At 45.2% G+C, this 16527-nt stretch carries 12 protein-coding genes; 10 read left to right on the top strand and 2 right to left on the bottom strand.

Translation table 11 applies throughout. The annotated features are described in order from the left end of the window. Positions 1-269: 269 nt before the first annotated feature. The 8 genes from sdhC (at position 270) to sucD (ending at position 9876) form a co-directional block, all read left to right on the top strand. Positions 270-662: a succinate dehydrogenase cytochrome b556 subunit gene (sdhC, locus tag BTO10_RS17735; protein WP_105025382.1), complete on the top strand. Its 393-nt coding sequence runs from the start codon at positions 270-272 to the stop codon at positions 660-662. After that, the gene (gene sdhD, locus BTO10_RS17730) at positions 656-1000 is read left to right on the top strand and encodes a succinate dehydrogenase, hydrophobic membrane anchor protein (protein WP_004737911.1); all 345 of its coding nucleotides are present in this window, start codon (positions 656-658) and stop codon (positions 998-1000) included. Before sdhC ends, sdhD begins: the two co-directional genes overlap by 7 nt. Then, the gene (gene sdhA / locus BTO10_RS17725) at positions 1001-2767 is read left to right on the top strand and encodes a succinate dehydrogenase flavoprotein subunit (RefSeq protein ID WP_004737913.1); all 1767 of its coding nucleotides are present in this window, start codon (positions 1001-1003) and stop codon (positions 2765-2767) included. 12 nt (positions 2768-2779) lie between these two features. After that, positions 2780-3490, top strand: coding sequence for a succinate dehydrogenase iron-sulfur subunit (locus BTO10_RS17720; protein WP_004737914.1), 711 nt, complete (start codon positions 2780-2782; stop codon positions 3488-3490). Positions 3491-3587: 97 nt separating this feature from the next. Continuing rightward, a complete protein-coding gene (gene sucA / locus BTO10_RS17715) occupies positions 3588-6404 on the top strand; it encodes a 2-oxoglutarate dehydrogenase E1 component (RefSeq protein ID WP_004737916.1) in 2817 nt (938 codons plus the stop codon). Positions 6405-6425: 21 nt separating this feature from the next. Next, positions 6426-7631 carry a 2-oxoglutarate dehydrogenase complex dihydrolipoyllysine-residue succinyltransferase gene (gene odhB / locus BTO10_RS17710; RefSeq protein WP_004737917.1) on the top strand — a complete coding sequence of 402 codons (1206 nt, stop codon included), beginning with the start codon at positions 6426-6428 and terminating at the stop codon, positions 7629-7631. A 206-nt stretch (positions 7632-7837) separates the two neighbouring features. Next, positions 7838-9004 carry an ADP-forming succinate--CoA ligase subunit beta gene (sucC, locus tag BTO10_RS17705; protein WP_004737918.1) on the top strand — a complete coding sequence of 389 codons (1167 nt, stop codon included), beginning with the start codon at positions 7838-7840 and terminating at the stop codon, positions 9002-9004. Then, entirely contained in the window at positions 9004-9876 is an 873-nt protein-coding gene (gene sucD / locus BTO10_RS17700; protein ID WP_004737919.1) for a succinate--CoA ligase subunit alpha, read from the top strand. The genes sucC and sucD overlap by 1 nt, the downstream gene beginning before the upstream one ends. A gap of 89 nt (positions 9877-9965) precedes the next feature. Here sucD and znuB read toward each other — a convergent pair whose 3' ends face one another. Together znuB and znuC are read right to left on the bottom strand one after the other, a co-directional pair. Then, complete coding sequence (znuB, locus tag BTO10_RS17695) at positions 9966-10751, bottom strand: zinc ABC transporter permease subunit ZnuB (protein ID WP_004737920.1); 786 nt, start codon at positions 10749-10751, stop codon at positions 9966-9968. Beyond that, complete coding sequence (znuC, locus tag BTO10_RS17690) at positions 10751-11533, bottom strand: zinc ABC transporter ATP-binding protein ZnuC (RefSeq protein WP_004737921.1); 783 nt, start codon at positions 11531-11533, stop codon at positions 10751-10753. Before znuC ends, znuB begins: the two co-directional genes overlap by 1 nt. Before the next feature lie 83 nt (positions 11534-11616). Between znuC and znuA the strand changes: the two genes are divergently transcribed. Together znuA and BTO10_RS17680 are read left to right on the top strand one after the other, a co-directional pair. Next, complete coding sequence (gene znuA / locus BTO10_RS17685) at positions 11617-12507, top strand: zinc ABC transporter substrate-binding protein ZnuA (RefSeq protein WP_004737923.1); 891 nt, start codon at positions 11617-11619, stop codon at positions 12505-12507. A gap of 268 nt (positions 12508-12775) precedes the next feature. Beyond that, positions 12776-16138 carry an AraC family transcriptional regulator gene (locus BTO10_RS17680; RefSeq protein ID WP_105025617.1) on the top strand — a complete coding sequence of 1121 codons (3363 nt, stop codon included), beginning with the start codon at positions 12776-12778 and terminating at the stop codon, positions 16136-16138. The last annotated feature ends 389 nt before the right edge of the window (positions 16139-16527 follow it).

Below are 16527 nucleotides of genomic sequence, written 5' to 3'. Positions count from 1 at the left end.
GTAGCATTATTTGTTGCGTCAATTGTATTAGAATGTTGCGAGCCGTATAGTGGCGATGAAAAATTTGGTTAAAAGCTTATAAATGCAAGGCTAAGAAGAAATGTGAGGTGTCTATCTTAACCGTGCCGTTAACAATTTTTTTACAATTATCTAAGGCTCAACTTCAGTTATTTGTTAAGTTAATGTTAAATTTTGAAGGTTTGCGATCAAATTTTGTCCATAACAATATCATAAGGTTATTTAATGACCATAATGCTCAATGGAGCTGAGTGAGCAAGCCCGTGAAAGAAAGAAAGACAAGACCTGTTAATTTAGATTTACAGACCATCCACTTTCCGATCACTGCAATAGCTTCCATCCTACACCGTGTGTCTGGGGTGATTACTTTTGTTGCGATTGGAATTTTGCTTTGGTTACTATCCATTTCCCTCTCATCCCCAGTAGGCTTTATGGAAGCTAGCGACATTGTCGACAGTTTCTTCGTGAAGTTTATTCTGTGGGGCATTTTAACCGCTTTGGCTTACCACATTGCTGGTGGTATTCGTCACCTTCTTATGGACTTAGGTCACTTTGAAGAGCTGGAATCTGGCGCGAAGAGCGCTAAGGTTGCATTCGCAGCGACAGCGGTATTGTCTCTACTAGCGGGGATCTTAGTATGGTAAACAACGTTTCGACATTTGGCCGTAATGGCGTTCACGATTTCTTATTGATTCGTGCAACTGCAATCATTATGACGCTATATACAATTTATTTGGTGAGCTTTTGTGCCTTCACCGATATCTCTTACGTATCATGGACTCAGTTCTTTGGTGGAACCTTCACTAAAGTATTTACCATGTTAGCGCTTACTTCGGTTCTTGTTCACGCTTGGATCGGTCTGTGGCAAGTGCTAACCGACTACATCAAGTGCGCTAAACTGCGTGTTGGCCTTCAAGTAGGTGTAGTTGCGGTTCTTCTTGGATATTTCTTCTCTGGTCTGTTTATTTTGTGGGGTGCGTAAGTGACTATTCCTGTTCGTGAGTTTGATGCCGTAGTTATCGGCGCTGGTGGTGCTGGTATGCGTGCCGCACTGCAAATTTCAGAGCAAGGCCTTTCATGTGCATTGCTTTCTAAAGTTTTCCCAACTCGTTCTCATACCGTATCTGCTCAAGGTGGTATTACGGTTGCGCTAGGTAATGCGCACGAAGATCACTGGGAACAACATATGTATGACACAGTAAAAGGTTCTGATTACATCGGTGACCAAGATGCTATCGAATACATGTGTAAAAATGGCCCAGAATCAGTTATCGAACTAGAAAAGATGGGTCTTCCATTTTCTCGCTTCGACAACGGCACCATTTACCAACGTCCTTTTGGCGGCCAATCGAAAAACTTTGGTGGTGAGCAAGCGGCTCGTACCGCTGCAGCAGCTGACCGTACTGGTCACGCATTGCTACACACGCTTTACCAACAAAACATCAAGCACAAAACAACCGTATTCTCTGAGTGGTACGCGCTTGATCTTGTGAAGAATGAAGACGGTGCCATTCTTGGTACAACAGCACTTTGCATGGAAACAGGCGAAGTATGCTACTTCAAAGCGAAAGCAACGATCTTAGCGACCGGCGGTGCTGGTCGTATCTACGCTTCGACAACTAACGCACACATCAATACTGGTGATGGTGTTGGTATGGCGATTCGTGCTGGCGTTCCAATGCAAGATATCGAAATGTGGCAGTTCCACCCAACGGGTATTGCTGGTGCTGGTGTTCTTGTAACAGAAGGCTGTCGAGGTGAAGGTGGTTACCTTCTAAATAAAGATGGCGAACGTTTCATGGAACGCTACGCTCCAAACGCGAAAGACTTAGCGGGTCGTGACGTTGTTGCTCGTTCAATGATGGTTGAAATCCGTGAAGGTCGCGGTTGTGACGGCCCTTGGGGTCCACACATCAAACTGAAACTGGATCACCTAGGTAAAGAAACACTTGAATCTCGTCTGCCAGGTGTATGTGAACTGTCTCGTACATTCGCACACGTTGACCCAGTAAAAGAGCCAATCCCAGTAATCCCTACGTGTCACTACATGATGGGTGGTGTACCGACACAAGTTTCTGGCCAAGCGATTAAGCAGGGTGCAGATGGTAGCGATGTAGAAGTACAAGGTCTATTTGCATGTGGTGAGATTGCTTCAGTATCTGTACACGGTGCTAACCGTCTAGGTGGTAACTCACTGCTTGACTTGGTTGTATTCGGTCGTGCGACAGGTCTACACCTAGGTGAGACTCTGCAGAAGCAAGCTGATGCGAAACCGGCAACGGAAGAAGATATCGCTCGTTCTCTAGAGCGCTACAACCGTTGGGAAAACAGCACAGACGGCGAAGATCCAGCGCAAATCCGTAAAGATCTACAGCAATGTATGCAGAACAACTTCTCTGTATTCCGCGAAGGTAAAGCAATGGCTGACGGTCTAGAAGAGCTTAAAGCGATTCGTGAGCGTCTGAAGAATGCACACCTTTCAGATAAGTCTACTGAGTTCAACACGCAGCGTATTGAATGTCTAGAGCTTGAAAACCTAATGGAAACAGCTTACGCGACAGCGGTGGCGGCAAACTACCGCACTGAAAGTCGTGGTGCACATGCTCGTTTTGACTTCCCTGAGCGTGATGACGAGCAATGGCTATGCCACACGCTTTACAATCCTGAATCAGAAAGCATGACTAAGCGTAACGTAAACATGGAACCTATCCATCGTGAAGCGTTCCCGCCAAAAGCACGTACGTACTAAGGAGACATGACCATGAAACTTAATTTCTCTTTATACCGTTACAATCCAGACGTCGACCAAAAGCCTTACATGAAGGAATACACCCTAGAGGTGGATGAAGGTTCAGACATGATGCTTCTGGATGCGCTTATTCTATTGAAAGAGCAAGATCCGACGATCGCTTTCCGCCGCTCATGCCGTGAAGGTGTATGTGGTTCGGATGGTCTGAATATGAACGGTAAGAACGGTCTAGCGTGTATCACGCCTCTATCTGCTTTGAAAGGCGATAAGATCGTGATTCGCCCTCTACCTGGCTTACCGGTTGTTCGTGACCTGATTGTCGACATGACTCAGTTCTACGATAACTACGAAAAAGTAAAACCGTTCCTAGTGTCAGATGGTAATACGCCACCGGCACGTGAAAACTTACAGAGCCCTGATGAGCGTGCTCATTTAGATGGACTGTACGAATGTATCATGTGTGCATGTTGTACAACGTCATGCCCATCGTTCTGGTGGAACCCTGATAAGTTCATCGGACCAGCAGGCCTACTTGCCGCGTACCGTTGGCTAATTGATAGCCGAGATACAGCGACAGATGAACGTTTGTCTGATCTTGATGATGCATTTAGCGTTTTTCGTTGCCATGGCATCATGAATTGTGTAAGTGTTTGTCCTAAGGGATTAAATCCGACGAAAGCGATTGGTCATATCAAGACCATGTTAGTAAATCGTTCGGTTTAAGTTATAAAAAAATTGCCGCCCTAGAAGTTTTGGGGCGGCCTTTTAATAGCTCGGCATAGACCGCAGCAAACGTGAAAACTACTGGTTAAGGGAAAATATGCACAACGGCGTGATGAAGGCATGGCTCGAGTCTTCACACTTGGCTGGCGCCAATGCAACGTACGTAGAAGAACTCTATGAACTGTATCTAAGTGACCCCGATTCGGTAAGTGACGAATGGAGAAGTGTTTTTGAAGAATTGCCTGTGCAAGATTCAGAAGCGGTGGAACAACCACACTCTCGTGTTCGTGAATACTTCCGTCGACTCGCTCAAGAAACAAAGCATTACAGTGTCCAAGTTAGTGATCCAGATGTCGATGCGAAACAAGTAAAAGTTCTGCAACTGATTAATGCTTATCGATTCCGAGGGCATCAAGCAGCAAATCTAGACCCCCTAGGTTTATGGAAGAGAGCGACAGTTGATGAACTGGACCCTTCTTTCCACACTCTTACCGAAGAAGACCTCAATGAGACGTTTAACGTCGGCTCTTACGCGATTGGCCAAGAGACGATGGCGCTTAAAGATTTACACAAATCTTTAAAGCAAACTTACTGTGGTTCGATTGGTGCTGAATACATGCACATGACTAATACAGAGCAAAAACGTTGGATTCAACAACGTTTAGAGTCTGTATCTGGTCAACCCTCTTTCAACAAAGAAGAAAAGCAAGCTTTCCTTGAAGAGCTAACGGCTGCTGAAGGTCTTGAGCGCTACCTTGGCGCAAAATTCCCAGGCGCGAAACGCTTCTCGTTGGAAGGTGGTGATGCGCTTATCCCAATGACGAAAGAGATCATTCGTCATGCTGGTGGACAAGGCATGCGTGAAGTCGTTATTGGTATGGCTCACCGTGGTCGTCTAAACATGCTGGTTAACGTGCTTGGTAAAAAGCCGCAAGACCTGTTTGATGAGTTCGCGGGCAAGCACGACGAAACGTGGGGTACTGGTGATGTCAAATACCACCAAGGTTTCTCTGCGGATTTCGCGACACCGGGCGGTAACGTTCACTTAGCACTAGCATTTAACCCATCACACTTAGAAATCGTAAACCCAGTGGTTATCGGTTCAGTACGTGCACGTCAAGATCGTCTAAGCGATATTGATGGTAGCCGTGTACTGCCAATCACGATTCACGGTGACTCAGCAATCGCTGGTCAAGGTGTTGTGCAAGAGACGTTTAACATGTCTCAAGCTCGTGGTTTCTGTGTAGGTGGTACGGTTCGTATCGTTGTAAACAACCAAGTTGGTTTTACAACATCTAATCCTCGCGACACACGTTCTACGATGTACTGTACTGATATCGCTAAGATGGTACAGGCTCCGATTTTCCACGTTAATGCTGACGATCCAGAAGCGGTTGCTTTTGTTGCACGCTTAGCGCTGGATTACCGCAATACCTTCAAACGTGATGTCGTTATCGATCTAGTTTGTTACCGTCGCCACGGTCACAACGAAGCCGATGAGCCGAATGCAACACAGCCTTTGATGTACCAAAAAATCAAGAAGCATCCAACACCACGTAAGCTATACGCTGACGTGCTAATGGAGCGCGGTGAGTTTGGTATTGATACAGCAACTCAACTGGTTAACGAATATCGTGATGCACTTGATCACGGTGAAGTTGTGGTTAAAGAGTGGCGCCCAATGGCACTTCACTCAGTAGACTGGTCTCCTTACCTAGGTCACGACTGGAATATCGAATGGGATAGCAAGGTTGATATCGAGCGTCTAAAAGAGCTTGGTACTAAGATCTGTCAATACCCAGAAAGCCACAAGCTACAAAGCCGAGTAAATAAACTGTACAACGATCGTACTGCCATGGTGAATGGTGAAAAACAAGTCGATTGGGGTATGGCTGAAACTCTGGCTTACGCAACACTTGTTGACGATGGCAAGCGTATTCGTATCTCTGGCCAAGATTCAGGCCGTGGTACTTTCTTCCACCGTCACTCGGTACTGCACAACCAATCAGACGCAAGCACGTATGTTCCACTTGCGAACATTCATGATAAGCAGGGGCCATTCCAAGTATTTGACTCGGTATTGTCTGAAGAAGCGGTGCTAGCGTTCGAGTATGGCTACGCAACAGCAGAGCCAAGCGGTCTAACCCTTTGGGAAGCACAATTTGGTGACTTCGCAAACGGTGCGCAAGTAGTTATCGACCAATTTATTTCGTCAGGTGAGCAAAAGTGGGCACGTCTATGTGGTCTAACTATGCTGCTTCCTCACGGTTATGAAGGCCAAGGCCCAGAGCACTCTTCTGCACGTCTTGAGCGTTACCTTCAATTATGTGCTGAACAAAATATGCAGGTTGTTGTTCCTTCAACACCAGCACAGGTTTACCACATGATCCGCCGTCAGGTTGTTCGACCTATGCGTCGTCCTCTAATTGTAATGTCACCGAAGTCATTGCTTCGTCATCCGCTGTGTACATCTTCTCTAGAAGACCTAGCAGACGGTACGTTCCAACCAGCTATCGCAGAGATCGACGATATCGCTCCTGAGAACGTAAAACGCGTCGTATTCTGTTCAGGTAAGGTTTACTTCGACCTACTTGACCAAAGACGTAAGAACGAGCAAGACGACGTTGCTATTGTTCGTATTGAGCAGCTATACCCATTCCCTTACGAGGATGTTCGCGCTGCAATTGCACAATACACAAATGTCGTTGATTACGTTTGGTGTCAAGAAGAGCCTCAGAACCAAGGTGCTTGGTACAGCAGCCAACATAACTTCCGAGCTGCTATCCCAGTAGGCGCTGATATTCAATACGCAGGTCGTCCTGCATCAGCATCACCAGCTGTAGGCTATATGTCGGTACACTTGAAACAACAAAAAGCGTTAGTAGATGACGCTCTGACCCTACCAAAGAACTAGAAGTAAAAGGAAAATACAGACATGACAATTGAAATTCTGGTTCCAGATTTACCTGAATCTGTGGCTGATGCAACAGTTGCTACTTGGCACAAAAAACCAGGCGAAGCGGTTGCACGTGATGAAGTCATTGTAGATATCGAAACAGACAAAGTAGTTCTAGAAGTACCTGCTCCTGAAGCGGGTGTTCTGGAAGCGATTATTGAAGACGAAGGTGCTACGGTACTTTCTAAGCAGCTTATTGCTAAGTTGAAACCTGGCGCGGTTGCAGGTGAGCCAACGACTGATACAACAGAAGAAACAGAAGCATCTCCTGATAAGCGTCACAAAGCGGCGCTAACAGAAGAGAGCAACGACGCGCTAAGCCCAGCTGTACGTCGTCTTCTAGCTGAACACAACCTACAACCAGCTGACGTTAAAGGTACTGGTGTTGGTGGTCGCATTACTCGTGAAGACATCGACGCACACCTAGCGGCAGCGAAAGCGGCGCCGGCAGCAGCTGCACCAGCGGTTGAAGCGCCAGCGGCAGCTCGTAGCCAGAAGCGCGTGCCTATGACTCGCCTACGTAAGACAGTAGCAAACCGTCTTCTAGAAGCGAAGAACAGCACAGCAATGCTGACGACTTTCAACGAAGTAAACATGAAGCCAATCATGGACCTTCGTAAGCAGTACAAAGACCAATTCGAGAAGCGTCACGACACGCGTCTTGGCTTCATGTCTTTCTACGTGAAAGCGGTAACTGAAGCGCTTAAGCGTTACCCAGAAGTAAACGCATCTATCGACGGTGATGATATCGTTTACCACAACTACTTCGACATCAGCATGGCAGTATCTACGCCACGTGGTCTCGTGACTCCAGTTCTAAAAGACTGTGACACACTAGGTTTCGCTGACATCGAAAAAGGCATCAAAGAGCTAGCGATCAAAGGCCGTGACGGCAAGCTAACTGTTGATGAGCTAATGGGTGGTAACTTCACTATCACAAACGGTGGTGTATTTGGCTCTCTAATGTCTACGCCAATCATCAACCCGCCTCAAGCGGCAATCCTGGGTATGCACAAAATCCAAGAGCGTCCAATGGCGGTTGACGGCAAAGTAGAAATTCTACCAATGATGTACCTAGCGCTTTCTTACGACCACCGTCTAATCGATGGCCGTGAATCAGTTGGCTTCCTAGTGACCATCAAAGAGCTTCTAGAAGATCCTGCACGTCTGCTATTAGACGTTTAGTATCGCTAAAACGTCTAGTTAACCCAGTTAGCTAGACGTTAAAAGTTTCAAAGGCTAGGCTGCTCAACACCTGGCCTTCACTTGAGCTGTTAAGCCATTACAAAATGGACAGCAGTTGATTTGAGAAGACCCTACAGACGTAACACAGGTAACTGTGTCGTTATGGAAATAATAATCCCTTAAGGGAAAATAAACGGAATATCAAAATGAATTTGCATGAATACCAAGCCAAACAGCTGTTTGCAGAATTCGGTTTGCCTGTACCAGAAGGCTTCGCATGTGATACAGCACAAGAAGCTTTCGAGGCTGCTGGTCGTATCTCAACTGAGAAAAAAGTTGTTAAGTGTCAAGTACACGCTGGTGGCCGTGGTAAAGCGGGCGGCGTAGAGCTACACGACACAAAAGAAGGCGTTAAAGAGTTTGCACAAAAGTGGCTAGGTAAAAACCTAGTGACTTACCAAACAGACGCAAATGGTCAGCCTGTAACTAAGATCCTAGTTGAAGAAGCGTCTAACATCGCTAACGAACTTTACCTAGGCGCTGTTGTTGACCGCGCAACTCGTAAAATTGTATTCATGGCGTCAACTGAAGGCGGTGTGGACATCGAGAAAATCGCTGAAGAAACTCCAGAGTTGATTCACCAATCTGCGATCGATCCTCTAGTAGGTCCTCAAGCTTACCAAGGCCGTGAACTGGCGTTCAAACTTGGTCTAGTTGGCGATCAAATCAAACAGTTCGTTAAGATCTTCATGGGTCTTGGTGAAATGTTCGCTCAGTACGACCTAGCTCTACTGGAAATCAACCCACTAGTAATCACTGGCGAAGGCAACCTTCTTTGCCTAGATGGTAAGATCAACATCGATTCAAACGCGATGTACCGTCAGCCTAAACTACGTGAAATGCACGATCCATCTCAAGAAGATGAGCGCGAAGCACACGCAGCACAGTGGGAACTAAACTACGTAGCACTAGACGGTAACGTTGGCTGTATGGTTAACGGCGCAGGCCTAGCAATGGGTACGATGGATATCGTTAACCTACACGGCGGCAAACCAGCAAACTTCCTTGATGTAGGCGGCGGCGCAACGAAAGAGCGTGTAGCTGAAGCATTCAAGATCATCCTTTCTGATGACAATGTTAGCGCAGTACTAGTAAACATCTTCGGTGGCATCGTACGTTGTGACATGATCGCTGAAGGTATCATTGGTGCGGTTAAAGAAGTAGGCGTAACAGTACCTGTTGTTGTTCGCCTAGAAGGTACAAACGCAGACCTAGGTCGCGAAGTACTTGCTAATTCTGATGTTGATATCATTGCAGCTGAATCTCTAACAGATGCTGCTCAGAAAGTTGTTGCTGCTGCGGAGGCGAAATAATGTCTGTATTAATTAACAAAGACACTAAAGTAATCTGTCAGGGTTTCACTGGCGGTCAAGGTACATTCCACTCAGAGCAAGCTATCGCATACGGTACGCAAATGGTTGGTGGTGTATCTCCTGGTAAAGGTGGTCAAACTCACCTTGGTCTTCCAGTATTCAACACAGTACGTGAAGCAGTAGAAGTAACTGGCGCAACAGCAACAGTTATCTACGTACCAGCACCTTTCTGTAAAGATGCAATCCTTGAAGCGATCGACGCAGGTATCGAACTGATCGTAACGATCACTGAAGGTATCCCAACAACAGATATGATCGATGTAAAAGTGAAGCTAGAAGAAACTGGTGTTCGCATGATCGGCCCTAACTGTCCAGGTCTTATTACTCCAGACGAGTGCAAGATTGGTATCATGCCTGGTCACATCCACAAGAAAGGTAAAGTAGGTATCGTATCTCGTTCAGGTACTCTTACTTACGAAGCAGTTAAACAAACAACAGACGAAGGCTTCGGTCAGTCTACATGTGTTGGTATCGGTGGTGACCCAATCCCTGGTTCAAACTTCATTGATATCCTAAAGCTGTTCCAAGAAGACCCAGAGACTGAAGCAATCGTAATGATTGGTGAGATCGGTGGTACTGCGGAAGAAGAAGCGGCAGCGTTCATCAAAGAGAACGTAACTAAGCCAGTTGTTTCTTACATCGCAGGTGTTACTGCTCCTCCAGGTAAACGTATGGGCCACGCTGGCGCAATCATCTCTGGCGGTAAAGGTACTGCTGAAGACAAATTCGCAGCACTAGAAGCAGCAGGCGTTAAGACAGTTAAGTCTCTTGCTGACATCGGTAAAGGTCTACGTGAGATTACTGGTTGGTAATCTGCGCTTAAGCGATGAATAATAGAAAGGCTTGGTCAATGACCAAGCCTTTTTTGTTTGTATGGTTTTTAAGATGCAAGAGCGTAACGTTAAGCTCGGCTCTTAACCATCTGAGACAACATAAACATAGCTGCAGCACTAATCACAACAGATGGGCCTGCTGGTGTGTCGTAGAACCAAGACAGGCTCAACCCACCACATACTGCGATAGAGCCAATAACTGAAGCGAACAACGCCATCTGCTCAGGTGTACTTGAGAACTTTCTTGCTGTTGCTGCAGGGATAATCAGTAATGATGTCATGATTAACGCACCAACAAACTTCATACCAACGGCAATCACGATGCCGACCAGTAACATTAGAATCAGACGCATTAAATCAATGTTGATACCATCAACCGCTGCAAGATCTTCGTTCACCGTTGTCGATAACAGCGGTCGCCAGAAGGTAGCCAAAACCAAACCAATAACACCAGCGCCCGTATAGATGAACACTAAATCAGTAGGAGAAACGGCAAGCAAATCACCGAATAGGTAGCTCATCAGGTCGACACGAACATTATCGAGAAAGCTGACTGCCACTAAGCCGAGTGACAGCGCACTGTGGGCTAATATGCCGAGCAACGTATCAGTCGCGACCAGCTTTTGCTTTTGTAAAGTCACAAGTAGTACTGCCAACATCAAGCAGCAGATCAGCAGTGCTAGGTACAAGTTAATATTGAACAGAAAACCAAGTGCTAAACCCATTAACGATGCGTGAGCCAATGTGTCACCAAAGTACGCCATTTTGCGCCACACTACGAACGAACCCAATGGGCCAGCAATAAGTGCAATGCCTAAGCCAGCGAGAATAGAAGGTAAAAGAAACTCAAGCATTAGTGTTGATGTCCGTGTTTGTGGCTAGAACAGTCGTGTACATCTCCAGATACAGGTTGGCCTGCTAAATCATGGTGATGGTGGTCATGTTGGTGATGGTAGAATGCCAAGCTTTCTTGCACCGCGGTACCGAAGAGGGCGATGTAAGAAGGGTGATGTTTGATATCAGCAGGCGCACCTGAACAGCAGATATGGTGGTGTAGACAGATCACGTCATCTGTTTTTGCCATCACCAAATGCAAGTCATGTGACACCATAAATACAGCGCAACCAAATCGATGACGAATAGAGTCAATCAGTTCGTAGAGATCAATTTGACCTTGTACATCAACGCCTTGTGCCGGTTCATCAAGAACCAATAGGTCGGGTCTTCTCAAGAGAGACCGAGCAATCAGTACGCGTTGGTTTTCACCACCTGATAGCTGATGCATGTTGCTTTTCATCAGGTGTTCAGCACCGACGAGTTTTAGCGCTTCTAAGATCTCTTGTTTACTGAATTTACCGGTGAGCTTAAGGAAACGCTCTACATTGAGAGGTAGAGAATCATTCAGCTTTAGCTTTTGAGGAACATAACCAATTTTTAGTTTTTTTGATTTGGTAATCTTTCCGGAGTATTTGTGCTGGAGCCCAAGTAGTACTTTTACTAGGGTTGATTTACCTGCACCGTTTGGCCCAATTAGGGTAGTGATTCTGCCACGCTCTAAATTTAGAGAGATATTGTCTAGGACTTTTCGACCGTCAAACTCGACGCTCACAGAATCTAGTTGGATTAAGTTATCCATGAATAGAACTCATTTGCAATTCACTATTGTTATAATGTAACATTTACCTCAAGCCTAAGCTACTTTTCTATTATCGAGGAATTATGTCACGTTCATCTTATATACTTGCTACTTTGCTTTTAGCGCCAAGTGTTGCAAGTGCCAATACTATTCTAACAAGCTTCAAACCAATTCAAATGATTGTGACAGAATTAACGCAAGGCGTTAGTGAACCGGATGTGTTGCTGAACAGCAATGCTTCGCCGCACGATTATGCGCTTAAACCGTCTGATGTCAAAAAAGTTCATAGTGCAGATATGGTTGTTTGGTTTGGTCCTGATTTAGAAGCGTTTCTGACTAAGGTGATTGAATCGAATGATAACGTTATCGAAATCGGTAAAATCCCTGGTATCAACTTACGAGAGTTCGGTCACGATGAGCATGATCATGATGCACATGAAGGTCACCACCACGGCAGCCACGACCCGCATTTTTGGTTGGGGATCGACCAGGTTGCAGTTGCTGCGAAATACATTTCAGACAAGCTAATTGAAACTGACCCAGATAACGCAATGGCGTATCAAGAGAATCTAGATTCATTCCTGATTGCATTGAAAGAGAAGCAGCAGTCTATTCGTGAGCAACTGGCTCCAGTGAAAGACAAAGGCTACTACGTTTTCCACGATGCGTATGGTTACTATGAAGAAGAGTTTGGTCTAAATAACTTAGGTCATTTCACCGTGAGCCCAGAGCGTAAACCGGGCGCAAAAAGCCTGATTGCGATTAAGAAAACGATAGTACGTGAAAACGTTCAATGTGTGTTTTCTGAGCCTCAGTTTACACCTGCTGTAATTGAATCAGTGACTCGTGGAAGTAATGCGAAACAAGGTCAATTGGACCCAATCGGTTCTACAGTTGAAGTAAAGAGTGGAAGTTATTTCGATTTTCTTCAGCAACTTACCGATAGTTACACAAGCTGCCTAAACGCAAAGTAATTCATAGAAAGTATCTTTCACTTCACTTTGCTCTCGATATTTTATGAATAATGCCGCTTTTTGCGGCATTTTCGTGACCGCTAAGATAAAACCTCTCAACAAATAGCAATCCTTCTTTCTCCTTGGTTAATTTCCGCTAAAATGGAAAGATAATAATAAGCACAAAAAAACTCAGTTTCTGGTTGAGCAATGATAAGACATTGTGATGACCGGAACTTCATACGTTGTTGCTGTTCAGGATCAGAAGTTGTATCGAATTGTCTTCCGAATGTTCATATTAATGAGCATTTCATTTAGCGCTATCGCGGTAAATACATCACCGTCTGTCTTTTATCCTTTGCCTGTTCAAGCGCAAGGGAATTTTCTCGCGGCTAAAAATCTCTATCTAGGCGCCGGTGGTGGGCTTTGGGTTCATGATGTGCATGGAAAAGTGCTGTTTTATGATGGGCGAGCTTTGCTACCACGAAAAGGCAGTCTGCTACAGTTCTCATCGGAACGCGTCGCTTTCCTGAACGATGAGTTTTGGACGTTCTTTGATAATGAGGTGTATCGACATACTCCTGGGATAGGTAACGAGTTAGCCTTTAGCTTGAGCCCTGGCGCAGAGATCACGAACATTGGTGCATCGGCTGATTATATTTGGGTGACAGACGGCAATAACTTCTACACCTACAACACCCAGTCATTGGAATTTAATACTTACTCACTCGTCAAGCTATATCGATACAACAACAGCAGCGACATTACGATCAATGATGCGGAGTGGGTGCTATCCAAATGGGTACTGGCAACCAGTTCGGGTGCCTACCTTTCTGAAAATCAAGAATTTACCCATGTGGCTGCATCAGATAAACACTATATCGAGACGATCTACTTTTCAAAGGCAAGACGCGAATTACTGATTGGTACATTAAATGGTGTGGTGATTGTCGATTTGGCTAATTCAGAGAAAGAGACCAAGATCAGTGGTTCGCATGTTCTCTCTCTTGCCGAAACAACCGATCAATATTGGATTGGTACTGAGCATGGCCTGATTAGCTATAACTTTATTACTGGAGAAACTACTCGTTTTGAACAAGCCTCCAATCAAGACTTTTCATTACCGGGTGAGAAGATTTACTCATTAATTAACGACCATGCTGGTGGTATGTGGGTCGCGACCAATAATGGTATCCGGTATTTCTCTTTGTTTAGTAAGACATTCTCAAGAACGCCTTTAACCGGTATGGGCATGCACTCTAGCAGTGTCGTGATCAATAAAGTTAAGCCAATCAGTGACCACCTTTCTTGGGTAGCTTCTTCAATGGGTCTCTATATTGTTGATTCTGATGCTGAAGAGCGGCCTAATCGTGTATATCCTAAATCGGTCCGAGACTTTCAAGTTCTTGGTTTATCTATTTGGTTAGCGACTGAAGAGGGTATCGTTAGCTTCAACACCAAGACATTGGAGCGCGAAGCTCTGAATCTACCAAGAGCTATTGAAGGTGTTCATATTGAGAATTTGGCACTTCAAGGTGACAACACACTTTGGATGACTTCCGGGCAAAGTCTCTATTCCTTGTCGATAGATACTATGGCGCTGACAAGCTATGGAATGGATTGGCTCGTAGACAAATTTCTGCCCGCAAAAATCACCGACCTGAATATAGGCTTACAAGGTAGTGTCTATATCGGTACAGACCATGGTTTTTATTCCTTTGTTGATAAGCGAATTAGCTTTAGTCGTTCCAGTGAGCGATTTGGCAAGGTCGTTGATATAGAAAAAGCCAGCGATGGTTCTCAGTGGTTTGCGAGCAGCTATGGTGTCTATCGGATCCCTTACGATCGTCCAGTCATTGAAGAGATTCCTCTTGTGGAAGAGAACATCAGCCCTAGCTGTTTAATCAGCGATGAAAATGGTGTTTGGTTAGGGTCTTCAAAAGGGCTGAGCTATTATGGGTTAGACGGACAGCTTCACAAACATATTGGTTCACCTTTTGGTTTGATTACTAATGAACTCGCGGCTGGCGCATGTGAACTCTTCTACAGTGAGCAGAGCCAATCCTCAAGGTTAGTATTGGGTTCTAAATATGGGGTGGTGAGCGCGTTAGCTAATGAGTTATTGGTGTCGACTACGCCTCATAGTCGTGCCTTACTGAGCAAAATAAGTGTCAATCAAAAGACCGTGTCTCTTGGCGGCAAGGCAGCTGACTTAGCTGAGATACCTTATGGCTCGTCGATTGGGTTCAAGATCGGTATTTTGCCTGCTACGTTTGCACCTGCGATGGAATATAGGCTCAATGGTGATGAATCTTGGAGCGAGTTTGAGGGGGGCTTGTTGACCCTCGATCACTTGTTACCCGGCGACTACACACTTGAGGTTAAGCCCGTTAAGGACTCTCACTACCGTTTTGTGTCTACCAATCAAAGCTTCTCAATAGCTGAACCTTGGTACCTCAGTAACTGGGCGGCAGCAAGTTCTCTGATTTTGCTTATCTGTGTCGTCACTATCTTGGTTTTTTGGCGTTCGCGTTATGTCACCTATGCCAACCGACACCTAAAGGCGCAAGTGGCTTTAAAAACCGATCAGTTGAGACACCAAAGCCGGATATTGCTGACGACTAATCAGCAGCTTAAGAAGCAGTTATCGGTCAAGAATTCGCTCGTGTCTCATACCGCCGATGAACTGTCCTCAGAGGTTAACCAAGTTGCAGCCATGCTCCCTAATTGGAATGATGAGCAAGGTAAATCACCGATTCTTGCGTTAAAGAATGGTTTGGCCCAATTGAGTAATAGCCGACAGGATGGTGGTGCGGTTGGTTACGATATGATCTTAATTTTGGAGTCTGTTCTAAAGGCTTGGCAAGAGGACTTAGCTAAAGCCGGTATTGAACTAGAGATAAAAGTCGAGACTAAACACAGACATGTATCTTTACTGTATTTTAATCTCGATATTATCTTCAATAGCCTGATCGCGAGCATCATCAAGCGCAACTTTAAGTCGCAGAGCATGATGGTTACGGTTGAAGAGCTAAAAGAGCACCTAGTCGTGACGATTTTAGACCATGGTATGCCTTTCCCTAAACTAACCTCTAGCATTACTGATAATAGTGGGAAGTCGACCGACTTAAATATAGAAAAGTTACCGTTGCTGGTGAATCAGAGCGGTGGAGAGCTCAATGCTTTTGTGTCGGAATCTCAGAATAAGGTGCAGCTTACTTGGCCAATTGACTATCAGGTATTAGATAATCTCGAAACTAATACAATAGAGCAGATTGAGACTATCAAGCTCGCTAACACCTCACCTGAGCAGTTAAAGCTCAGTGCAGAGCAAGAGTGGAAGAATAGAGTGACTCAGCTTGTTAGTGAGCACTACGCTGATGCTGAGTTTGGTACTGCGACTGCTGCTAAGTATCTATTCATGTCAGAGAGAAGCTTACAAAGGCGATTTAAGATGGCTTATGACAAGACCTTTAAAGAGCACCTGAATGAAGTTCGCTTGGAGCATGCGTGTGAGCGGTTACTTGCCGGAGAGAAGATATCAGACGTTGCTTTTGACTCTGGCTTTAATGACCCGTCTTATTTCAGCCAAAGGTTCAAACATCACTTTGGTATGTCCCCATCTAAGTTTGCTGAAAACAGTGAAGACTAGAGCGAGCAATATTAACCAGACAGCCTTACGCTAACGACAGATAGTGTTATTGAAGCCTCGACATTCGTGTTGGGGCTTTTTTATGCTTCTACGAGATACGAGATACGAGATACGAGATACGAGATACGAGATACGAGATACGAGATACGAGATATTTGGTTTAGGTTGTTGAAGATTGTTTTGCAGGGATTAAACAAGATAAGAAAAAAATGTCGTGGTATAGCCGGGGGGACTATACCACGGGTGCCAATGACACCTTCGCTTGCTGCCGGAGTGATATGGCAGGCCACATCACCTCTGGAATTAAATTAAAGAGAAGCAGTTTCTCTTCGATGGAGTAACTATACGATTAGTGACTTATTTTACTTATAAAATTAACGACAGAAGGC

The organism is Vibrio chagasii (genome assembly GCF_002954585.1).
GTDB lineage: Bacteria > Pseudomonadota > Gammaproteobacteria > Enterobacterales > Vibrionaceae > Vibrio > Vibrio chagasii_A.
This window is presented reverse-complemented; position numbering and strand designations above follow the sequence as displayed.

What these genes read in the sequence shown, in the direction of transcription:
- znuC (WP_004737921.1), bottom strand. Translation starts at nt 11,533, where the DNA reads ATGGATAACTTAATCCAACTAGATTCTGTGAGCGTCGAGTTTGACGGT.
- sucA (WP_004737916.1), top strand. Translation starts at nt 3,588, where the DNA reads ATGCACAACGGCGTGATGAAGGCATGGCTCGAGTCTTCACACTTGGCT.
- sucD (WP_004737919.1), top strand. Translation starts at nt 9,004, where the DNA reads ATGTCTGTATTAATTAACAAAGACACTAAAGTAATCTGTCAGGGTTTC.
- znuA (WP_004737923.1), top strand. Translation starts at nt 11,617, where the DNA reads ATGTCACGTTCATCTTATATACTTGCTACTTTGCTTTTAGCGCCAAGT.
- sdhD (WP_004737911.1), top strand. Translation starts at nt 656, where the DNA reads ATGGTAAACAACGTTTCGACATTTGGCCGTAATGGCGTTCACGATTTC.
- sucC (WP_004737918.1), top strand. Translation starts at nt 7,838, where the DNA reads ATGAATTTGCATGAATACCAAGCCAAACAGCTGTTTGCAGAATTCGGT.
- znuB (WP_004737920.1), bottom strand. Translation starts at nt 10,751, where the DNA reads ATGCTTGAGTTTCTTTTACCTTCTATTCTCGCTGGCTTAGGCATTGCA.
- odhB (WP_004737917.1), top strand. Translation starts at nt 6,426, where the DNA reads ATGACAATTGAAATTCTGGTTCCAGATTTACCTGAATCTGTGGCTGAT.
- BTO10_RS17720 (WP_004737914.1), top strand. Translation starts at nt 2,780, where the DNA reads ATGAAACTTAATTTCTCTTTATACCGTTACAATCCAGACGTCGACCAA.
- BTO10_RS17680 (WP_105025617.1), top strand. Translation starts at nt 12,776, where the DNA reads ATGTTCATATTAATGAGCATTTCATTTAGCGCTATCGCGGTAAATACA.